Origin of the sequence: Mesorhizobium sp. B3-1-8, from assembly GCF_006439495.1 — a bacterium.
In the GTDB taxonomy this organism is placed as follows: Bacteria; Pseudomonadota; Alphaproteobacteria; order Rhizobiales; family Rhizobiaceae; genus Mesorhizobium.
In genome coordinates, this window is sequence record NZ_VFTK01000047.1 from 26527 (window position 1) to 43070 (window position 16544).

The window sequence follows — 16544 nt, forward strand, 5'->3', positions numbered from 1 at the left end:
GGCGCCAGAACCCGATCAGGTAAGCGGGCACCGCCTGCAGAGATGTGCGACAGAAAGCGCTCCCAATAACGGAACCGAGCAGTCCCACTCGGAAAAAGCATAGTCTGTTCGAAGCCACCCCTCAGGAGCCTTTTTGGCACGTGGCGCGCCAGCCGAAGTAGATTGAAAGAGCGGGTCGGCCATGCATCTTGAGATTCTATCTGCATATCCGGCTGAACGAGTAGGCGATCAATCCTCACGCTTGGTCGACCGTCAACTCTAGCGATAACTCCAAAGCTCGTACTGCCGGACATCCCAAGCGGCTGCTGACGCTTCCGAGATCGACCTAGGGCCAGGATGCCGTTCCTGTACAAAGCTTCGCCGATTGTGTCCCCCGCCACACCCCGCAAGGCCTTCCCGTTCCAAAAAAATCTGACGATCTGAGCCATGAGGTGAGGTTCTATGGTTAAACAAATTCCGGACCTATCTACATCATCACGTACGTGAAGGCAACTTCACGGTTGAAAAAATTTGTGAAACCATGGAAGAAAGCGCCAAGGTAGTAACCAGAGGAGTACGCCCGTTGACCACCCTCAATGTCGATCCGAGAGTAGCCCTGACAAACATTCAGAAGTGGTTCGGTAAGTTCCACGCCCTACGCGATGTTTCGTTTAGCCTGCAGCCGGGAGAGTTCTTGACCTTGCTGGGACCCTCGGGCTCGGGGAAAACCACGACCCTCCGCGCAATCGCCGGCTTCCTCGACCCAGACTCCGGCGATGTACGGATAGACGGCAAAAGCGTTGTTGGCGTACCACCACATCGCCGCAACATCGGGATGGTGTTTCAAGACTACGCGTTGTTTCCTCATATGTCTGCGAGGAGAAACGTCGGATATCCGCTGCGAGCGCGAGGGGAGCCCGCGTCGTCGCGGGAGAGAATGGTCGACGAAATCCTAGACGTGGTAGGTCTCCTGAACCTAGCAGATCGGTTACCGTCCCAGCTATCTGGAGGGCAACGGCAACGAGTAGCCCTGGCACGAGCTTTAGTCTTCCGGCCGTCTCTGGTTCTTTTAGACGAGCCGCTTTCAGCTCTCGACCGAAAATTGCGAGGGCAAATGCAAACCGAGATAACTCGGATCGTGCATGACTTTGGTGCAACTGTTGTGTCAGTGACACACGATCAGGAGGAGGCGCTCGCGATGAGTGATCGAATCGCCCTATTCAACAAAGGGGCTATCGAACAGATCGGGTCACCTAAGGACCTTTATCTGCGTCCCGGTTCTCCATTCGTGGCCGATTTCGTTGGCGAGGCAAACCTGCTGCGTGGCAGATGCGAGAACGGGAAGATCATCGGAGACGGTTGGGCAGTCTCGGATGGTTCATCCCGCCGCGAAGGCCGCGATGTCTTCATCGTGGTCCGGCCGGAAAATGTGGTGGTTCGGCCGATGAAGAATCCCCTTGTCAGCGAGAATGAATTTCGCGGGGAGATCTTGGATTGCACATATCTCGGCGCAGAGCAGAAAATGACTGTGCGGTTAGGCCGCTCGACTTGCATGCGTAGCCGCATGCCGAACTCCGGATCAGAGGAAGCAACATTGTCGCCTAGCATGTCAGTTGTGGTCAGCTGGCAAGCGAAAGATGTCCTCGTGCTACCCGCATGACAGGCGAAAGAACGTCAGCTTATGTGACGCATCCGAGAATATTATGATGGGCTGTCCTATCCGGATGTACTGTTGCTCTGGGAATCAGCCGAAGATCACCGGCGACCTAGACGCGCCGAGGATGAAGCGGCGGGGGTGCGGTCGAACGCCTAGCTGTTCTTATTACGCACAGTGGGAGGGGTAGCCGTCCGGTGATGACCGCAGTCAGGGCTCACGCGGTGATTGGTGCCCATTGCTGAGCCTCGTTCGGAATTCTGAACACGAGTTGGCCGAAAACGCTGCGGACTATGATGTTGTTTTCGGGCCATCATCCTCGGATGTGGGGGAGGGTGACGCTTGAAGATCGGCCAGGTTATCTAGGAACCTAGTCAACATGTAGCAGAAGGATTGTACCTCCTCAGGCGAAAAGCCAGAGAAGAGGTGCCGTTGGCGCCGAAGCGCTTCTTTAAGGATCGTTTTGTGAAGCGCGTGGCCGGTATCCGTCAAGCGCCAGCCACGGCTGCGCCCGTTAGAGTGCAGCAACCCCTTAGATACAAAGCCCATTCCGAGCAGGCGTTGCAAACAACGGCTAACGGCTGCCTTGTCAATCCCAATCGTGTCGGCGGATCTGGTCACCGTCGCTCCGGGTTCGCGAGTCAGCATGACCAGCATACGCCAATCCATGGCTCCAATTCCGTATCGCTCCTGATAGACGCGCGCTGCCGCGCGCGTGAACCGGTTCGCGGCGAAGGTCAGGAGTACGGTGGGCGATCGTGAGAAACTGAGTGTACTGCGCGGCGAAGAATCGTCGTCCTCTAAGGTGACGAGAAACATCTCATCTGGCAAATCAGGCAATGCCATTTGGCGGCCATCAGGCTCATCTTGATCAGGCATAATGAACCTATATGCAGATGTGTTCAGGAGGTTGCAAGGTCGATCAAGGGTGACCAGGCATCCCCGTGTTGATCTGACAATATCGATGTTGACATGACAACATCGATAGGTTACCGATTTTGCTCGGAGGTTGCGGAGAGGAGCCGTCTGACCTCGAGGAGGATTACTTTATGACCGAGTTGACTGCGCCTGCGGTCCCAAACGCGTCATGTCCGCATCACGTGGCAGCAGCGAAATATGCGCCGTTCCAACACGAAGGCATGTACGAATTCTTTGCCAGCATACGCAGTGATGTACCCGTGTTCTATTCGCCCGAGATCGAATATTGGGTCGTAACCCGCCGAGAAGACGTTCTAGCGACACTGCGCGATCACGAACGGTTTTCGGCCGAGATTGCAACCCAACCTCTCACGAACTGGCCGCAGAAGATGCGGGGTTATCTTCAAGAGATGGGCTTTACCAACGAGGCTGTTCAAGTGGCCTGCGATCCGCCGCGCCATACACGAATTCGCAACGTCGCTTCGCGGTTTCTCAACATTCGCCAGTTCTCGTTGTATGAAGGCGCGTTACGAAACCTTGTTCGAGCCTATATCGACAGGTTCGATAGGCAGGATGAGGTCGATCTGGTCGACGCGTTATTTTATGAGTTTCCGGCACAGGTGGTATTCCTGTTGCTTGGCGAGGCAACGTTCGATCCGCGCAAGATCAAGAAATGGGGCGACCTTCGGCTAAATATGATCTGGGGCAAGCCCAGTGAGGCCGAACTTGAAGAAGCGGTTCATGACTTGGTGGGATTCTGGGAATATGCCGCTGGCCTGGTTGAAGCGCGCAAGACCGAACCTGGCGACGACTACCCGAGTTTTCTACTGGAAAAGCGCAATGGCGACGACGCTGTCCTGACAGTGAACGAGATCACGAGCCTGGTCTTCGGTCTATTGCTTGCAGGCCACGAGACAACCACAAATGCGGCAGGTAACCTGTTCCTTGAGTTGATGAAACATCCTGAACAATGGGCAAAGATTGTCCGGAATCCGGGATTGATTCCGAACGCGGTTGAAGAAGGATTGCGCCATGCCTCGTCTGTCGTAGCTTGGCGCCGCACTGCGAAAGTTGATGTGACCATCGCAGGGCAGGATATCCCGAAGGGATCCAAAATCCTGATTGCCTTGGGGTCGGCCAACCACGATGATACTCGGTTTGAGAATGCCGAGTGTTTCGATGTGGAGCGCAAGAATCCGCGCGAACATCTCGCCTTCGGGACCGGCATCCATAGCTGCCTTGGGGCGCCCCTCGCGCGGCTGGAATTGAAAATCCTGCTTGAAGAACTTTCGGCCCAGTTCCCCAAGATGACGCTTGTGCCGGATCAGCAGATCGACTGGACAAAGACAATCTCGTTCCGCGGCCCAAGCCAGTTGCGCGTCCGCCTGCACGCCTGACCAGACCTTCAATGACCAAGCTCTTGGTGCGCTTACGCAGGACGGCATTTTGCTGGGAAAGACCGTGCCCATGACCACCCTAAAGTTTGTCCTGCCAGACGGGTCCAGCCGTCAAGTGGAAGCCGAGGACGGTCATTCCATCATGGAAACGGCGATCAACAACGATGTCCCCGGAATAGTGGCGGAATGTGCAGGCTCGATGGCCTGTGCGACATGCCATATCTTTGTCGACGCGGCGCTTTCCGAGGGGATCGGCGCCCCGGTGGGCACGGAAAGCGACATGCTGGATTTCGCAGCAGTGGAGCGGCAGCCAAATAGTCGGCTCAGTTGTCAGGTGATAGTTGCCGGATGGATGGACGGCACGACCATTACCGTGCCTGAAACACAGGTGTGACAACTAGCTTCGTACCCGTCAGTAGTCTTCAGGGAGGGGATAGTATGAACTTCACCAAAATGTCCCTCGGAGCAGATTCGCATACGGCAATCTGCGTGACATCTGCGTTGACGAAACAGACCCTCAAAATAGCGTCTTTGGTCCCTGCCCGTGCATGTGCTCAACGGCGAAGACTGGCCGGAATTCATTCGCCGCTTCGAGGAGGTTTCTGGGGGGAAACTGACCGCCACCGTGACCCCTTCGCCGCCGCGCGGGTCCGGCCCACCTCATGCCCGATTGAGTCGCGAACGTCATCTACATCTTCCAAAATTACATTGCGGGCCGTTCATGACCAGTGAATTGGTCGAGTTTGCCGAGGACATCGTGGTTACCGTGACAGAGATCGAATCATCACTCCGCCCGTGGGTTACGGCTTAGATGCCGCCGGTAATGTGAGAGTGATGAGCGAGTTGCCGGAATATTCGCACTGCTGTCGGGGTGTTGGTCATCAACCGCCTGGCACCGGGGAATGAGACTACCATTCGTCCGTCCCAGCTTGTTCATCGGCCGCGTCTGGAAAAGCATCGCCTTCAACCGGCCAAGGGGCGTCTCGGCGTGCGCAAGTTCGTGGACTGGTATTCGGACGCCAAGATCGAAATCGAACCGACGATCACCCCAAGCTGAAGCGTGAGGAGATCCGATACAGTGCATGAAGGCAATCTATCCGTGCTGGCGTGGAACTTTTAGGGGCAGACCATGCGTGAGCAAATAGAAACGAACCGCGTGGTTATCATTGGGGCTGGACAGGCCGGCGTGTCGACGGTCGAGGCGCTGCGCAAGCTTGGTTTTGAGGGAGAGATCCTGCTGGTGGGCGGTGAACCGTATCTGCCTTATCAGCGCCCGCCCTTGTCAAAAGCCTACTTGCGTGGCGATTTGGAGGCTGGCCGCCTCAGACTCAAGCCTGCGTCCTGGTATGAGGCAAATCAGATCACGTTGCGGCTCGGCGTGCCCGTCGAGTGCATCGATCGCAGTGATCGAGCCGTGGTCTTCACCAATGGCGCCCGTATCCGCTACGGGCAGCTAGTTCTTGCCACCGGAGCGTCACCGCGCACACTGACGCCACGGATGGGTGGCGATCTCGCTGGTGTCCACGTCATCCGGGACATAGAGGACGTCGACAGGTTGCGGCCGGACCTTTCATCCGGCGGAGCGCTTTTGATCGTCGGCGGCGGCTATATTGGCCTCGAGATGGCGACCGTTGGCCGCAAATTCGGGATGCAGGTCACCGTCGTCGAAGCCGGGACGCGTCTGCTTGGTCGTGTAGCGTGCCCAGAAACGGCAGAATATATCGAGCGTCTTCATTTGAGTAATGGCGTTATGTTCCGGTTAGGGGGGCAATTGGACCGGCTGGAGGGAAAGGGTCGTGTGTCCTCGGCCTTGCTGGCCAGTGGCGAACGGATCGCTGCGGATTGCGTCGTCGTTGGTATCGGTGCCGTGCCGAACGTCGGGATCGCTGAAGCGGCAGGTCTAGCTGTCGACGATGGCATCCTGGTCGACGCACAGGGGCGGACGAGCGATGCAGATATCTGGGCTGCAGGCGATTGTGCGCGCTTTGCGCTTGTGGATGGTAGTGTCCGTCTCGAGAGCGTTGGAAATGCCTGCGACAGTGGCACTACTGTAGCGGGCAACATTCTCGACCTGGGTAAAGTTTACACACCACAGCCGTGGTTCTGGTCTGATCAATACGACCTCAAACTTCAAATCGCCGGTCAGTCGTCGCCGGGAGACGATGTCGTCGTCCGCCGTTCGGATCGCGAGGGCCTATCACACTGGTATTACCGTGAGGGTCGGCTCGTCGCCGTGGATGCCCTGAGTGCACCGCAGGCGTACATGGTTGGCAAGCGCCTTCTTGCCCAGGGACACAGCCCGGACCAGAACCGGGTCGCCGATCCGTCGTGGCCCCTGAAGGCGCTGATCTGATCACGGATGCGATGGCTACAGGCTTGCAAACTTGCGCGGGCTCTTTCGCCAGACCATGACCAATCTCATCCACTCATGGGTCGAGAACGCCATTTTCTCACGCCCAAGAGCGAAACCGACAAGATGTTCCCCAACGCGATTCTGCATCTGGCCCAATGGGCTATCGGTTCCCTGTATCTATCAAGGCTTGCAGCTGAATGGCCCGAATGATCCGTGAAGCGATATCCGAGCGGTGGGCCTGCCTCTGAGATGGGCGCATAGCAATGATTCTGATATCCGGTCTGGCAACCGGCGCGGCCTCGTGCCCCTTTATCTTTCGTGAGACATCGCCATCACTCTGTGGCACCCAGGCAGCATCTTTCGCGAATAACGTGTCCATCTTCGGGCTGCCGCCGCGCTCCGGCGCCGTGCATTGTTACGCTCCGCCTCAACCCATGGATTTGGTCGATATCGCCTCAGTGGGCGCAACCGAGGCGTCGAAAAACTCGTTTGATCGGAATGGGCGGGCGTCGTTCTATCACGGCGGATTGCTCTGCGCTCGCAGGCACACACTACAATCAAGAGGATTTAACTTGTCTGTCGACTATTCCGTGAATGGCCACGTCGCTACGATTGTACTCAACCGGCCCGAAGCTATGAACGCGCTTGATCGGGAAACCAGCGCCGGCATTGACGAGTGCTTTTCCAACCTACGCCAGGACGACAACGTCCGAGTCGTAATCGTGACAGGAGCAGGAGATCGCGCATTCTGCGCAGGCGCCGACCTGAAGAAAACGATGCCCCCTCAGGAAAGCTTCGCACAGCTGACCTTCGGTAGGGACTCCGGGAACGGGGGGCATCTGACAACCGAAAAGCCGATCATCGCGGCGATCAACGGTATCGCCTATGGCGGCGGCCTTGAACTGGCGATGCATTGCGATTTGAGAATCGCGGCCGATACGGCCCGCCTCGCCCTGACGGAGGTACGGGTGGGTAGTATCCCCGGCGGCGGCGGCACCCAGCGACTACCGCGTCTCGTTGGGATGACCAACGCGCTGATGATGCTGATGACGGGTGAACCGATCGATGCCGCGGAAGCCTACCGGATTGGGCTAGTGAACCGCGTGGTGCCTAAGGAACGGCTATTGGAGGAATCTCTCGCGGTTGCTGAGAAGATCGCCGCCAATGCACCCCTGTCCGTCAGAGCAGTGAAGCGTCTCGCCTACCAGGGGGTCAATATGACTCTGGAAGCTGGGCTCGAGTCGGAACAGTTCACTATGGGCGTGTTGCGCGATAGCAAAGACCGCATCGAAGGGCGCCTCGCATTCCAGCAGAAGCGGAAGCCCGTCTTCAAAGGCGAATAAGCCAGCACCCAGAAGGACTCGTTGCAACGAGATCCACCGCCGCGAGGCGGCGATCGCTCTGATAAGTGCGTGAACAACGCCAGGCCACGGTGCAGCCGCGACGAGGAAATCAGAAACATGGACGATATCACAATGGACGATGTTATGCTGCTGATCGACGGCGAATGGCGGAAAGGCCGGGGTGATCTAATTCCCGTAGTCAATCCGGCCACAGGTCGAACCGCCTTCCATATCACGGGTGCGAGTGACGCGGATCTGGACGACGCTTTGGCGGCTGTGCGCCGAGGCTTCTTACAGTGGAAGGGAACGTCGGCTTTCGAACGCAGCAAGGTCCTGCGTCGTGCCGCCGAGCTCCTGCGCGAGCGCGCTGACGAAATCGCGCGAATTCTGGTTACCGAGCAGGGAAAACCACTCGCCGAGGCCAAAGGCGAGATCGCGTTCAGCGCGGACACCATCGAATGGTTCGCCGAGGAAGGCCGTCGCACCTACGGACGCGTGATCCCGTCCCGGGCCGCCAACAGCGAACTAATCGCCTACCGTGAGCCTGTCGGCCCAGTCGCGGCATTCGTTCCGTGGAACTTTCCGATCCTTCAGGCTGTTCAAAAGCTGAGCCCGGCTTTCGCCGCCGGATGCTCGGTTGTTCTGAAAGCGCCCGAGGATACCCCGGCATGCTGCGCGGCGTTGGCGCAGGTCTTTCTTGATGCCGGTGCGCCTGGCGGACTGCTGCAACTTGTCTACGGGGTGCCTTCGCGGATTTCGGAATATCTAATCCCGCATCCGGTTATCCGGAAGGTATCTTTCACTGGATCGACCCAAGTCGGCAAAAATATCGCGGCGATGGCCGGTCGCTACCTGAAGCGCGTCACGCTCGAACTGGGAGGGCACTCACCGACCATTGTCTTCGACGATGCTGACATCGACAATACGATCAAGTCGATCGCTGGGGTGAAGTTTCGCAATGCCGGTCAGGTGTGCGTCTCTCCGACCCGCATCCTTGTACAGGACAGGAGCTACGAACGCTTCATCGACGGGTTCGTCTCGGCCACCCGGGCGATCAAGGTCGGAGACGGCCTCGACCCCTCGACCACCATGGGACCACTTGTGAGCCAGCGTCGCTTGGACGCGATCGAGAGGCTCGTCCAAGATGCCGTGCGGCACGGTGCGACAGTTGAGACCGGCGGGAAACGGATCGGCAACGAAGGCTTCTTCTACGAGCCGACCGTAATGACGAATGTGCCAGCGGGGGCTCAGGCAATGAACGAAGAACCGTTCGGACCGATCGCACTTATCGCCCCCTTCAAAGATCTTGACGAGGTCTTGGCCGAGGCCAACAGGCTGGATTACGGCCTGGCGGCCTATGCCTACACGAACTCGTCTCAGACTATTCAGTTGCTCTTGCGGTCGGTCGAGAGCGGGATGATCGCGATAAACAGCCAGCAGGTAAGCTTCCCGGAGGCTCCCTTCGGCGGGATGAAGGATTCCGGGTACGGCTCAGAGAGCGGAACCGAAGCGATGGAAAGCTATCTGAACACTAAGCTCGTTCACGTCACGCGATAGCCCGATGCAATTCTAACATTCGGCAGAAGTAAGAGGCCAGTGCTGCCGCGTAAACCCTGTCCCGAGGCAACGTGAATCGGATCGCATGTGCCTCTTGCCTGTATTCGCGCGTTGTCAGTATCGATTTGTCTTACAAATACGGAGGCCATGATGGCCGGCGCCCCCACCAAGAAGAAAATGTTTCGCTCGCAGGAGTGGTTCGACAATCCCGACAACCCGGGAATGACGGCGCTCTATCTCGAGCGCTACCTGAATTACGGGCTGACGCGGGCCGAATTGATGTCCGGCAAGCCGCTGATCGGCATCGCCCAGACCGGCTCGGATCTATCGCCCTGCAACCGCCATCACATCGAACTGGCCAAGCGCGTGCGCGAAGGCATCGTTTCGATGGGCGGCATTCCGTTCGAGTTCCCGTGCCATCCGATCCAGGAAACCGGCAAGCGGCCGACCGCCGCGCTCGACCGCAACCTTGCCTATCTCGAGGCCGGCGCGCGGCGAAAGCGTCCGCAGCCGGTCCTTGCGCGCCAGTCCCTGCAAGGTCGCGTCATAGCGGGCAAGCGGTGCCCCGTTCATTGCGCCTCGAGTTCCATCGGCTCGATGCCGAGGCGGCGGAACAGGAGGCTGTCCTTGTCCTCGCCCGGATTGTCGGCCGTCAGCAGCGTGTCGCCGACGAAGATCGAGTTGGCGCCGGCAAAAAAGCACAGCGCCTGCATCTCGTCGGTCATGGCGGTGCGGCCGGCCGAAAGACGGACATGGGATTTCGGCATCATGATGCGCGCCAGCGCGATCACGCGCACGAATTCGATCGGCTCAATCGGCCTGGCTTCGGCAAGCGGCGTGCCGGCGATCGGGATCAGCATGTTGATCGGAACGCTTTCCGGATGTTCCGGGAGATTGGCCAGCGTCACCAGCATGTCGATCCGGTCCACAGGCTCTTCGCCCATGCCGACAATGCCGCCGCAGCAGACCTTAATGCCACTGTCGCGGACATTGGCCAACGTATCCAGCCGATCTGCAAATGTGCGTGTCGAGATAACCTCGTTGTAATAGCGTTCCGACGTGTCGATGTTGTGGTTGTAGTAGTCGAGGCCGGCTTTTTTCAGTTGCCGCGCTTGGCCTAGATCGAGCATGCCGAGCGTCATGCAGGTCTCCATGCCGAGCGCCTTGACGCCTTCGACCATCGCGACGACTGCATCCATGTCGCGCGCCTTGGGGTTTCGCCAGGCCGCGCCCATGCAGTAGCGGGTGGCGCCGGCGTCGCGTGCCTTGGTCGCCTCAGCGATGACGCGCTTGACCTCCATCAGCTTTGACGCCTTCAGGCCGGTTTCGTGATGCGCCGACTGGCTGCAATAGCCGCAATCCTCCGGGCAGCCGCCTGTCTTGATGCTGAGAAGCCGGCTGAGCTGGACCTTATTGGGATCGAAATTCTGGCGGTGCACGGTTTGCGCCTGAAACAGCAGGTCATTGAAAGGCGCGTCATGAAGTGCCCGGGCCTCCTTCAGCGTCCACATCCGGCGGTCGCCGAAGGATTGAGCTTCACGCTTGGTCATTTCCGAAGTCGCTGCGTGCATTTCCAGTCTGCTCCTTGCGTTGTGGCGACGTCGGCGCCCTTGAAGGTGGCGAACTTTTGTCGCGAGTGGCCAGCCCAGTGCCGTTGGTCAGACCGGACGATCAGGTTCACGATAGTCGAGGCCGATATCGAGGATCGGCGCACTGTGAGTCAACCAACCGATGGAAATCAGATCGACACCGGTCGCAGCAATGGCAGGCGCCGTCGCTGATGTAATCCTGCCTGACGCCTCGGTGATCGCCCGGCCGGCAACCACGGCCACCGCCTCGCGCAATTGCTCGACCGACATATTGTCGAGCAGGACAGCGTCCGGGTTCAGCGCCAAAGCCTCATCCAGCTGGGCCATAGTGTCGACTTCCACTTCGATCTTGACGAGATGGCCGGCGCCGGCTCGCGCCCGCTCGATGGCCGGGCGGACTCCGCCGGCGATGGCAATGTGGTTATCCTTGATCAGGATGGCATCATCGAGACCGAAACGGTGATTGCAGCCGCCACCGGCGCGCACGGCGTATTTCTCTACCGCCCGCAACCCGGGTGTCGTCTTGCGGGTGCAAACGATTTTCGCGTTGTGGTCGTGGATCGCCGCGACCACCGCTGCCGTGGCCGTGGCGATGCCGCTCAGGTGACAGAGAAAATTGAGCGCCGTGCGTTCCGCCGTAAGGATGGCTCGCGCCGGACCGTGGACCGAGGCGATGGCCTCGCCTTGAGCCACTTCGCTGCCATCCGCGCGGTGTACCGTCATCTCGACATCCTGGTCGATGAGCCGGAATGCGAGCATCGCCAGATCGAGCCCGGCGACAATTCCGGCCTGGCGCGCTGAAAGCACGGTCGTCGCATGACGGTCCTTCGGCACGATGGCATCCGTCGTCAGGTCACCGGCCCTGCCGAGGTCTTCGAGAAGAGCCGCTCGTACCAAAGGTTCGATCATGATTGCGGGCAGTGGAGAGAGGTTCGTCATGTGACGTTTTCCAGCGCTGGCGAATTTGCGATTTCGAGCGCCATAGACAAGGCGGCATCGAGGGTGATTTCGGAGCGTCGGACGACGGACTCATGGTGAGGAAAGTCAGTCCGGAAATGAGCCCCGCGGCTCTCCCGGCGCCGCAAGGCGGCAATCGTGATCATCAGCCCGACAAGGGCGGGATCGGACGCCGCGCCATGCCGCTGCGCCAGCGGCAGCAGTGCGCGCGCAGCCGCTTCCAACCCCTCGTCATCTCGGGTGACGCCGAGTGCGCGTGACAGCAGAGGGCGCACGGGCCCTGGATCGGATGCCGGCTGGTCGGATGGCACGGCTCGCTTCCCGCTGGACTCAAGCGAACCGGCCATGCTCTCGGCAACCCAGCGCGCGCAGACGACCGCCTCGGTCAGCGAGTTGCTGGCCAACCGGTTGGAGCCGTGCAGCCCTGTCGAGGCGACCTCGCCACAAGCCCAGAGTCCCGCAACGGAAGTCCGCCCCGCCAGATCCACGGCGACACCGCCCATGTGGTAGTGCTGGGCGGGCCGGATCGGAATGAGGTCGCGCGTCGGATCGATCCCGGCGCTGCGGCAGGCCGCTGCGATCGTCTGGAAATGCTGCGCGAATGCCGTGCCTGGTTTCTCGCGCACGTCGAGGAAGACGCGATGGCCCGCCGCAAGATGCCTCCAGACGGCACGCGCGACGATGTCACGCGGTGCGAGCTCCGCGCTAGGCATCCTGTCGAGGAAACGCCGACCCGTCTCGTCGACGATTTTTGCGCCTTCGCCGCGAACCGCCTCGCTGATCAACGGCATCGGACGGCCCGGGCCGTCTAGCGCGGTCGGGTGGAACTGGATGAACTCGAGATCGGCGTGGGCTGCACCGGCGCGCGCCGCAAGCGCCAGGCCCTGTCCGCAACTGCCCGATGGATTTGTCGTGTCATGGAACAGCCCGCCGATCCCGCCGGTGGCGAGAACGACCCGTCCCGTGGCGAAGTATACCGGACCTGTCGAGGAACGCGCCAGCACGCCGGTGACCCTGCCATCGTCCACTGCGAGTCGACGGGCTTCGACGCCTTCGATGACTTCGATTGTCGGCGTGGACCGCACGGCGGCGACGAGGGCGCGCATGACCTCCCGTCCACTGCCATCACCTCCCGCATGAACGATGCGCCGGCGGCTGTGTGCGGCTTCCAGTCCGAGACGAAGAGTGCCTTCGGCTGTTCGATCGAAGCGAGCCCCAAGCCGCGCCAGATCCTCGATCGCGGCGGGCGCCGCGTAGAGTATGCGCCTTGCGGCTTCCGCATCGCAAAGGCCGTCGCCGGCGGCGAGCGTGTCGGAAAGGTGGAGCGCCGGGTCGTCATCGTCACCCAGGCTTGCGGCAAGTCCGCCCTGCGCCCACGCGCTGGACGCCTCGGCGCCAAGCGGCGATCGCGAAAGAAGAAGCACCGGCTCGGGCGCCAGATGAAGCGCCGTCATCAATCCGGCTATGCCACCGCCTATGATGACCGGCCGGCCGGCGAGATGGTGGATGTCGATGCTCATACGGCCAGCATCCGCTCGACGGCGAGCCGCGCGGGTCCGGCGACCCCAGGGTCGATGGTCACGACATGCTGGTTCTGCTCGAGTGCCGCGCGAATATTGGCGAGCGTTATCCGCTTCATGTGCGGGCACAGATTGCAGGGTCGGATGAATTCGACTTCGGGGTGTTCGACCGCGACGTTGTCGCTCATCGAGCACTCGGTCATCAGCACGACGCGCGGCGGCTTTTGTCTCCCGACATAGTCGGACATGGCTGCGGTCGAGCCGGAAAAATCGGCTTCCGCCACCACTTCGGGCGGGCATTCGGGATGCGCCAGCACCGTCACGCCGGGATGATCCTCGCGCAGTTGGCGGATGTCAGCGGGTGTAAAGCGCTCATGCACCTCACAATGGCCTTTCCACGCGACGATCTGGACATCGGTCTGGGCGGCGATGTTCTGCGCCAGATATTCGTCCGGCAGCATGATCACGCGGGGGACCCCGAGAGACTCGACGACGGCTTTCGCGTTGCCCGAGGTGCAGCAGATGTCGGAGACGGCCTTCACCTCGGCCGACGTGTTTACATAGGTAACGACCGGCACGCCGGGATAGCGTTGCCGCAGCAGACGAATGTCGGCGGCGGTGATCGAGTCCGCCAGCGAACAGCCAGCTCGCAAGTCCGGGATGAGCACGGTCTTTTGCGGATTGAGCAGCTTGGCCGTCTCGGCCATGAAATGCACGCCGGCGAGCACAATGACGTCCGCTTCGGTCGACATCGCCTTGCGGGCAAGCGCCAGGCTGTCGCCGACGATGTCGGCGACACAGTGGAAGATTTCCGGCGTCTGGTAATTGTGCGCCAGGATGACGGCGTTTCGCTGCTTCTTCAGATCGAGGATGGCGTCGACGTCGTCGGCGAATACAGGCCATTCGATGGCCGGAATGACGCGCCGTACGCGGTCGTAGAGTGCGGAGCTTCGAGACTGCTCATGCGGTGTCGCCATTGTATATATGCTCCAAATGAGTATATAGCAGGCATATACTTATATGGAGTATAAAGAGAGTCAAGCTCGCGAAAGTGGCAATTTCGTCCCGGCAACAGCGCGCTCTGCCAGGACGTCATGACGGAAGCGAAAGAGTTTGGCAGGGCGTCCGCGCATGTCTGTGGTCATCGCTCCCGTCTCTTCGACCAGTTCTTGTTGCTCGACCAATCGACGGAAATTTGGCTTGTGCACGAGCCGGCCGGCCAGCGCCTCGACGCTGCGCTGGAGCTGCAGCAGCGTGAATGTCGGTGGCATCAATTCGAAGACGACGGGACGATATTTGATCTTGGCGCGCAGCCTGGCGATGCCGGTGGCCAGGATACGCCGGTGATCGGCCGCCATGGCCGGGCCGAAGACCGACGCCGTGAGATCCTTGGCCCTGCCGCGATGCGCTTCCTCGACAAGCACCGCCTCATAAAGCAGTTCATAGCGTTGCAGCACCAACTCTTCGTTCCAACTGTGGCCATCGAGACCGAAGGCCACTGCTGTTCGCTGCTGGCGCTCACTGCGCATCGAGGTGTTGTCGGCGGCTTTCGCCCAGGCATTCAGCTGGGGGACGATTATGCCCCGCAACGCAGATGGAACGCCGTCGCGATGATCTTCCCAGGGAAAATAGTCGTACCAGTTGTGCCATCTCGCCATGTCGGCAGGTTTTGCCTGTTCCTCTCTGGTGAGGGCGAGATAGCTGATCGAAATCACCCGGTGGGCCCCCTCGGCGGCCCGGTCGCGGTCGGCGAAGGTGTAGAGCTGTTCGATGTAGCCCAAGGGCTGCCGTGTCTGCTGTTCCACCCAGTCCCGGAGACCGGATTGCAGCGAACGGTGTCCCAGCTCGAATGGACCAGAGGGCAGGGCCTTGCCGTTCTCGACGGTCATGACGCGGGGCTGGCCGGTCGTTACCGCGACCAGCACCGCAATCAGCTCGGCCGCAATGGAATGTCGCCGGTCGGCTTTTGCGGGCTGTTTCAACATGCTTTCCGTCACATTCATGCGGTCCTCGAATTTGATGCCGTACTACGCGGGCCTGCTTTTGGTTTCGAGCGTGAACCGTGGCGTTGCACCAGTCAACTTTCTAGCCAAGAGGGGTGTCGCCTGGACGCCACGGCGAAGCTGGAGAAATTCAGCAATCAACATCAGGCAAATACGGAAAATAGACCGCGCAATTGGTTCAAAGGTGTTCAAAATTGGCAGGGCGGCTTGATCGCTGCAACATCTCGCGCAACAGCTCAACAGGAAAACGGCTAGCGCCGATTGGTGGAGGTTTGCCTGAACTGTAGTCGCCGGCCAAGTGGGAGTATACACTACAGTCATACTTGAGGCTTGACGCTGCGTCACCTGTACCATTTCACCACATGGTGCGGGCATTCGTCCTACAAATCTCTGCTGTCACACCTCGGCCTTAGCCTTCCGCCGGACTGAAGCTTTCTTGGCAGGCGTTGGCTGCGCCTTGCGTCCGAGGCCGGCTGCCTTCGCGAGCGTCGATCGTTGAGCCGCGTTTCAAACTCCACTTCTCGCGGCATTCGTTCGGCGAAAGCCCATAATGAACAGCGAGATGCCGCTTCAGAGATTTGAACCTCTTCCCATCTTCGAGGCAGATGATGTAGTCCGGCGTCACCGACCGTCTGGGATTGACCGCGGGGCCCCTGCTTCGGCTGCTCCACCGGCTGACCGACGCCCGACAGGGATGAATGAACCGAAGCGATGAGTTCGGTTGGGCCCGCGACGGGGACCGCGTTCTTGCTGACGTATGCTGAGACAATATCCGCCGTCAGCCCTACAAGATCGGCGGTCGCGGCTTCGTTTTCTTCGTTCAACATCGGAAGGAATGGTGATCGAACTGCGGGCGGCGGACAGGCTGAACTGCGGAGTTACGCCGACGATATCCGATCGCCGAAGATATCGGGGCGCCGCCTTACCGGAAGCGGCGAGTGATGATGGCGGCCGAGCGCAAACTTATCTGCTGCGTATCTCCTCTCGCACGGTTAAGTGCCCAAACTTTGTAGTTCCATGGAAGTGCACTGTTCGAGGTAGTGTCGTTCGCCTCCACGGTCGCGCCTCAGCCTTAAAAAGCGGACATTCATCGACGGCCGGAAAGCAAGCTGGGCAAGTAGAACGATAACGCATTGGTTTATATCGGTTTATAACAATATTCTCTAGTTCCATAAGATAAATTCCGCGAATAGCTCTTGTAGCCGCCATTTAGTAATGCGACAGTTGCCCCAGTTAGAGATGCGACACTTCCCGCTTCCGAGGCTGGTCAACAT

At 59.7% G+C, this 16544-nt stretch carries 12 protein-coding genes and 2 pseudogenes; 7 read left to right on the plus strand and 7 right to left on the minus strand.

Going from position 1 to position 16544, the window contains the following annotated elements:
• Window positions 1-562 precede the first annotated feature (562 nt).
• Window positions 563-1639 carry an ABC transporter ATP-binding protein gene (locus FJ424_RS29985; RefSeq protein WP_246677387.1) on the plus strand — a complete coding sequence of 359 codons (1077 nt, stop codon included), beginning with the start codon at window positions 563-565 and terminating at the stop codon, window positions 1637-1639.
• 285 nt (window positions 1640-1924) lie between these two features.
• Here the strand turns inward: FJ424_RS29985 and FJ424_RS29990 are convergent, their stop codons facing one another.
• Window positions 1925-2479, minus strand: a complete 555-nt coding sequence (locus tag FJ424_RS29990; protein ID WP_140659258.1) for a MarR family winged helix-turn-helix transcriptional regulator — start codon at window positions 2477-2479, stop codon at window positions 1925-1927.
• A 203-nt stretch (window positions 2480-2682) separates the two neighbouring features.
• Between FJ424_RS29990 and FJ424_RS29995 the strand changes: the two genes are divergently transcribed.
• The 6 genes and pseudogenes from FJ424_RS29995 to FJ424_RS30020 all read left to right on the plus strand — a co-directional run.
• The gene (locus tag FJ424_RS29995; RefSeq protein WP_140659259.1) at window positions 2683-3948 is read left to right on the plus strand and encodes a cytochrome P450; all 1266 of its coding nucleotides are present in this window, start codon (window positions 2683-2685) and stop codon (window positions 3946-3948) included.
• Between the two features lie 70 nt (window positions 3949-4018).
• Window positions 4019-4342 carry a 2Fe-2S iron-sulfur cluster-binding protein gene (locus tag FJ424_RS30000; protein ID WP_140659260.1) on the plus strand — a complete coding sequence of 108 codons (324 nt, stop codon included), beginning with the start codon at window positions 4019-4021 and terminating at the stop codon, window positions 4340-4342.
• Between the two features lie 735 nt (window positions 4343-5077).
• Window positions 5078-6301, plus strand: a complete 1224-nt coding sequence (locus FJ424_RS30005) for an FAD-dependent oxidoreductase (RefSeq protein WP_140659261.1) — start codon at window positions 5078-5080, stop codon at window positions 6299-6301.
• Window positions 6302-6564: 263 nt separating this feature from the next.
• Complete coding sequence (locus tag FJ424_RS30010; protein WP_246677388.1) at window positions 6565-7644, plus strand: enoyl-CoA hydratase-related protein; 1080 nt, start codon at window positions 6565-6567, stop codon at window positions 7642-7644.
• Between the two features lie 132 nt (window positions 7645-7776).
• Window positions 7777-9201 carry an NAD-dependent succinate-semialdehyde dehydrogenase gene (locus FJ424_RS30015; protein WP_140659270.1) on the plus strand — a complete coding sequence of 475 codons (1425 nt, stop codon included), beginning with the start codon at window positions 7777-7779 and terminating at the stop codon, window positions 9199-9201.
• Between the two features lie 150 nt (window positions 9202-9351).
• Window positions 9352-9681, plus strand: a pseudogene (locus FJ424_RS30020) (dihydroxy-acid dehydratase); the annotation flags it as partial.
• An 89-nt stretch (window positions 9682-9770) separates the two neighbouring features.
• Here the strand turns inward: FJ424_RS30020 and bioB are convergent.
• The 6 genes and pseudogenes from bioB to FJ424_RS30050 all read right to left on the minus strand — a co-directional run bounded on the left by bioB (window position 9771) and on the right by FJ424_RS30050 (window position 16097).
• Window positions 9771-10751: a biotin synthase BioB gene (gene bioB / locus FJ424_RS30025; protein ID WP_246677389.1), complete on the minus strand. Its 981-nt coding sequence runs from the start codon at window positions 10749-10751 to the stop codon at window positions 9771-9773.
• A gap of 108 nt (window positions 10752-10859) precedes the next feature.
• Window positions 10860-11729 carry a carboxylating nicotinate-nucleotide diphosphorylase gene (gene nadC, locus FJ424_RS30030; protein ID WP_140659263.1) on the minus strand — a complete coding sequence of 290 codons (870 nt, stop codon included), beginning with the start codon at window positions 11727-11729 and terminating at the stop codon, window positions 10860-10862.
• On the minus strand, window positions 11726-13267 hold the full coding sequence (locus FJ424_RS30035; RefSeq protein ID WP_140659264.1) for an L-aspartate oxidase: 1542 nt from the start codon (window positions 13265-13267) through the stop codon (window positions 11726-11728). Before FJ424_RS30035 ends, nadC begins: the two co-directional genes overlap by 4 nt.
• Complete coding sequence (nadA, locus tag FJ424_RS30040) at window positions 13264-14244, minus strand: quinolinate synthase NadA (protein ID WP_140659265.1); 981 nt, start codon at window positions 14242-14244, stop codon at window positions 13264-13266. The genes FJ424_RS30035 and nadA overlap by 4 nt, the downstream gene beginning before the upstream one ends.
• Window positions 14245-14304: 60 nt before the next feature.
• Complete coding sequence (locus FJ424_RS30045; RefSeq protein WP_246677390.1) at window positions 14305-15270, minus strand: hypothetical protein; 966 nt, start codon at window positions 15268-15270, stop codon at window positions 14305-14307.
• A gap of 396 nt (window positions 15271-15666) precedes the next feature.
• Window positions 15667-16097: pseudogene (locus FJ424_RS30050) on the minus strand (MucR family transcriptional regulator).
• Window positions 16098-16544: the final 447 nt, after the last annotated feature.

What these genes read in the sequence shown, in the direction of transcription:
- FJ424_RS30010 (WP_246677388.1), top strand. Translation starts at nt 6,565, where the DNA reads ATGATTCTGATATCCGGTCTGGCAACCGGCGCGGCCTCGTGCCCCTTT.
- FJ424_RS29995 (WP_140659259.1), top strand. Translation starts at nt 2,683, where the DNA reads ATGACCGAGTTGACTGCGCCTGCGGTCCCAAACGCGTCATGTCCGCAT.
- FJ424_RS30045 (WP_246677390.1), bottom strand. Translation starts at nt 15,270, where the DNA reads ATGAATGTGACGGAAAGCATGTTGAAACAGCCCGCAAAAGCCGACCGG.
- nadA (WP_140659265.1), bottom strand. Translation starts at nt 14,244, where the DNA reads ATGGCGACACCGCATGAGCAGTCTCGAAGCTCCGCACTCTACGACCGC.
- FJ424_RS30005 (WP_140659261.1), top strand. Translation starts at nt 5,078, where the DNA reads ATGCGTGAGCAAATAGAAACGAACCGCGTGGTTATCATTGGGGCTGGA.
- FJ424_RS30015 (WP_140659270.1), top strand. Translation starts at nt 7,777, where the DNA reads ATGGACGATGTTATGCTGCTGATCGACGGCGAATGGCGGAAAGGCCGG.
- FJ424_RS30035 (WP_140659264.1), bottom strand. Translation starts at nt 13,267, where the DNA reads ATGAGCATCGACATCCACCATCTCGCCGGCCGGCCGGTCATCATAGGC.
- FJ424_RS30000 (WP_140659260.1), top strand. Translation starts at nt 4,019, where the DNA reads ATGACCACCCTAAAGTTTGTCCTGCCAGACGGGTCCAGCCGTCAAGTG.
- bioB (WP_246677389.1), bottom strand. Translation starts at nt 10,751, where the DNA reads ATGACCAAGCGTGAAGCTCAATCCTTCGGCGACCGCCGGATGTGGACG.
- nadC (WP_140659263.1), bottom strand. Translation starts at nt 11,729, where the DNA reads ATGACGAACCTCTCTCCACTGCCCGCAATCATGATCGAACCTTTGGTA.
- FJ424_RS29990 (WP_140659258.1), bottom strand. Translation starts at nt 2,479, where the DNA reads ATGGCATTGCCTGATTTGCCAGATGAGATGTTTCTCGTCACCTTAGAG.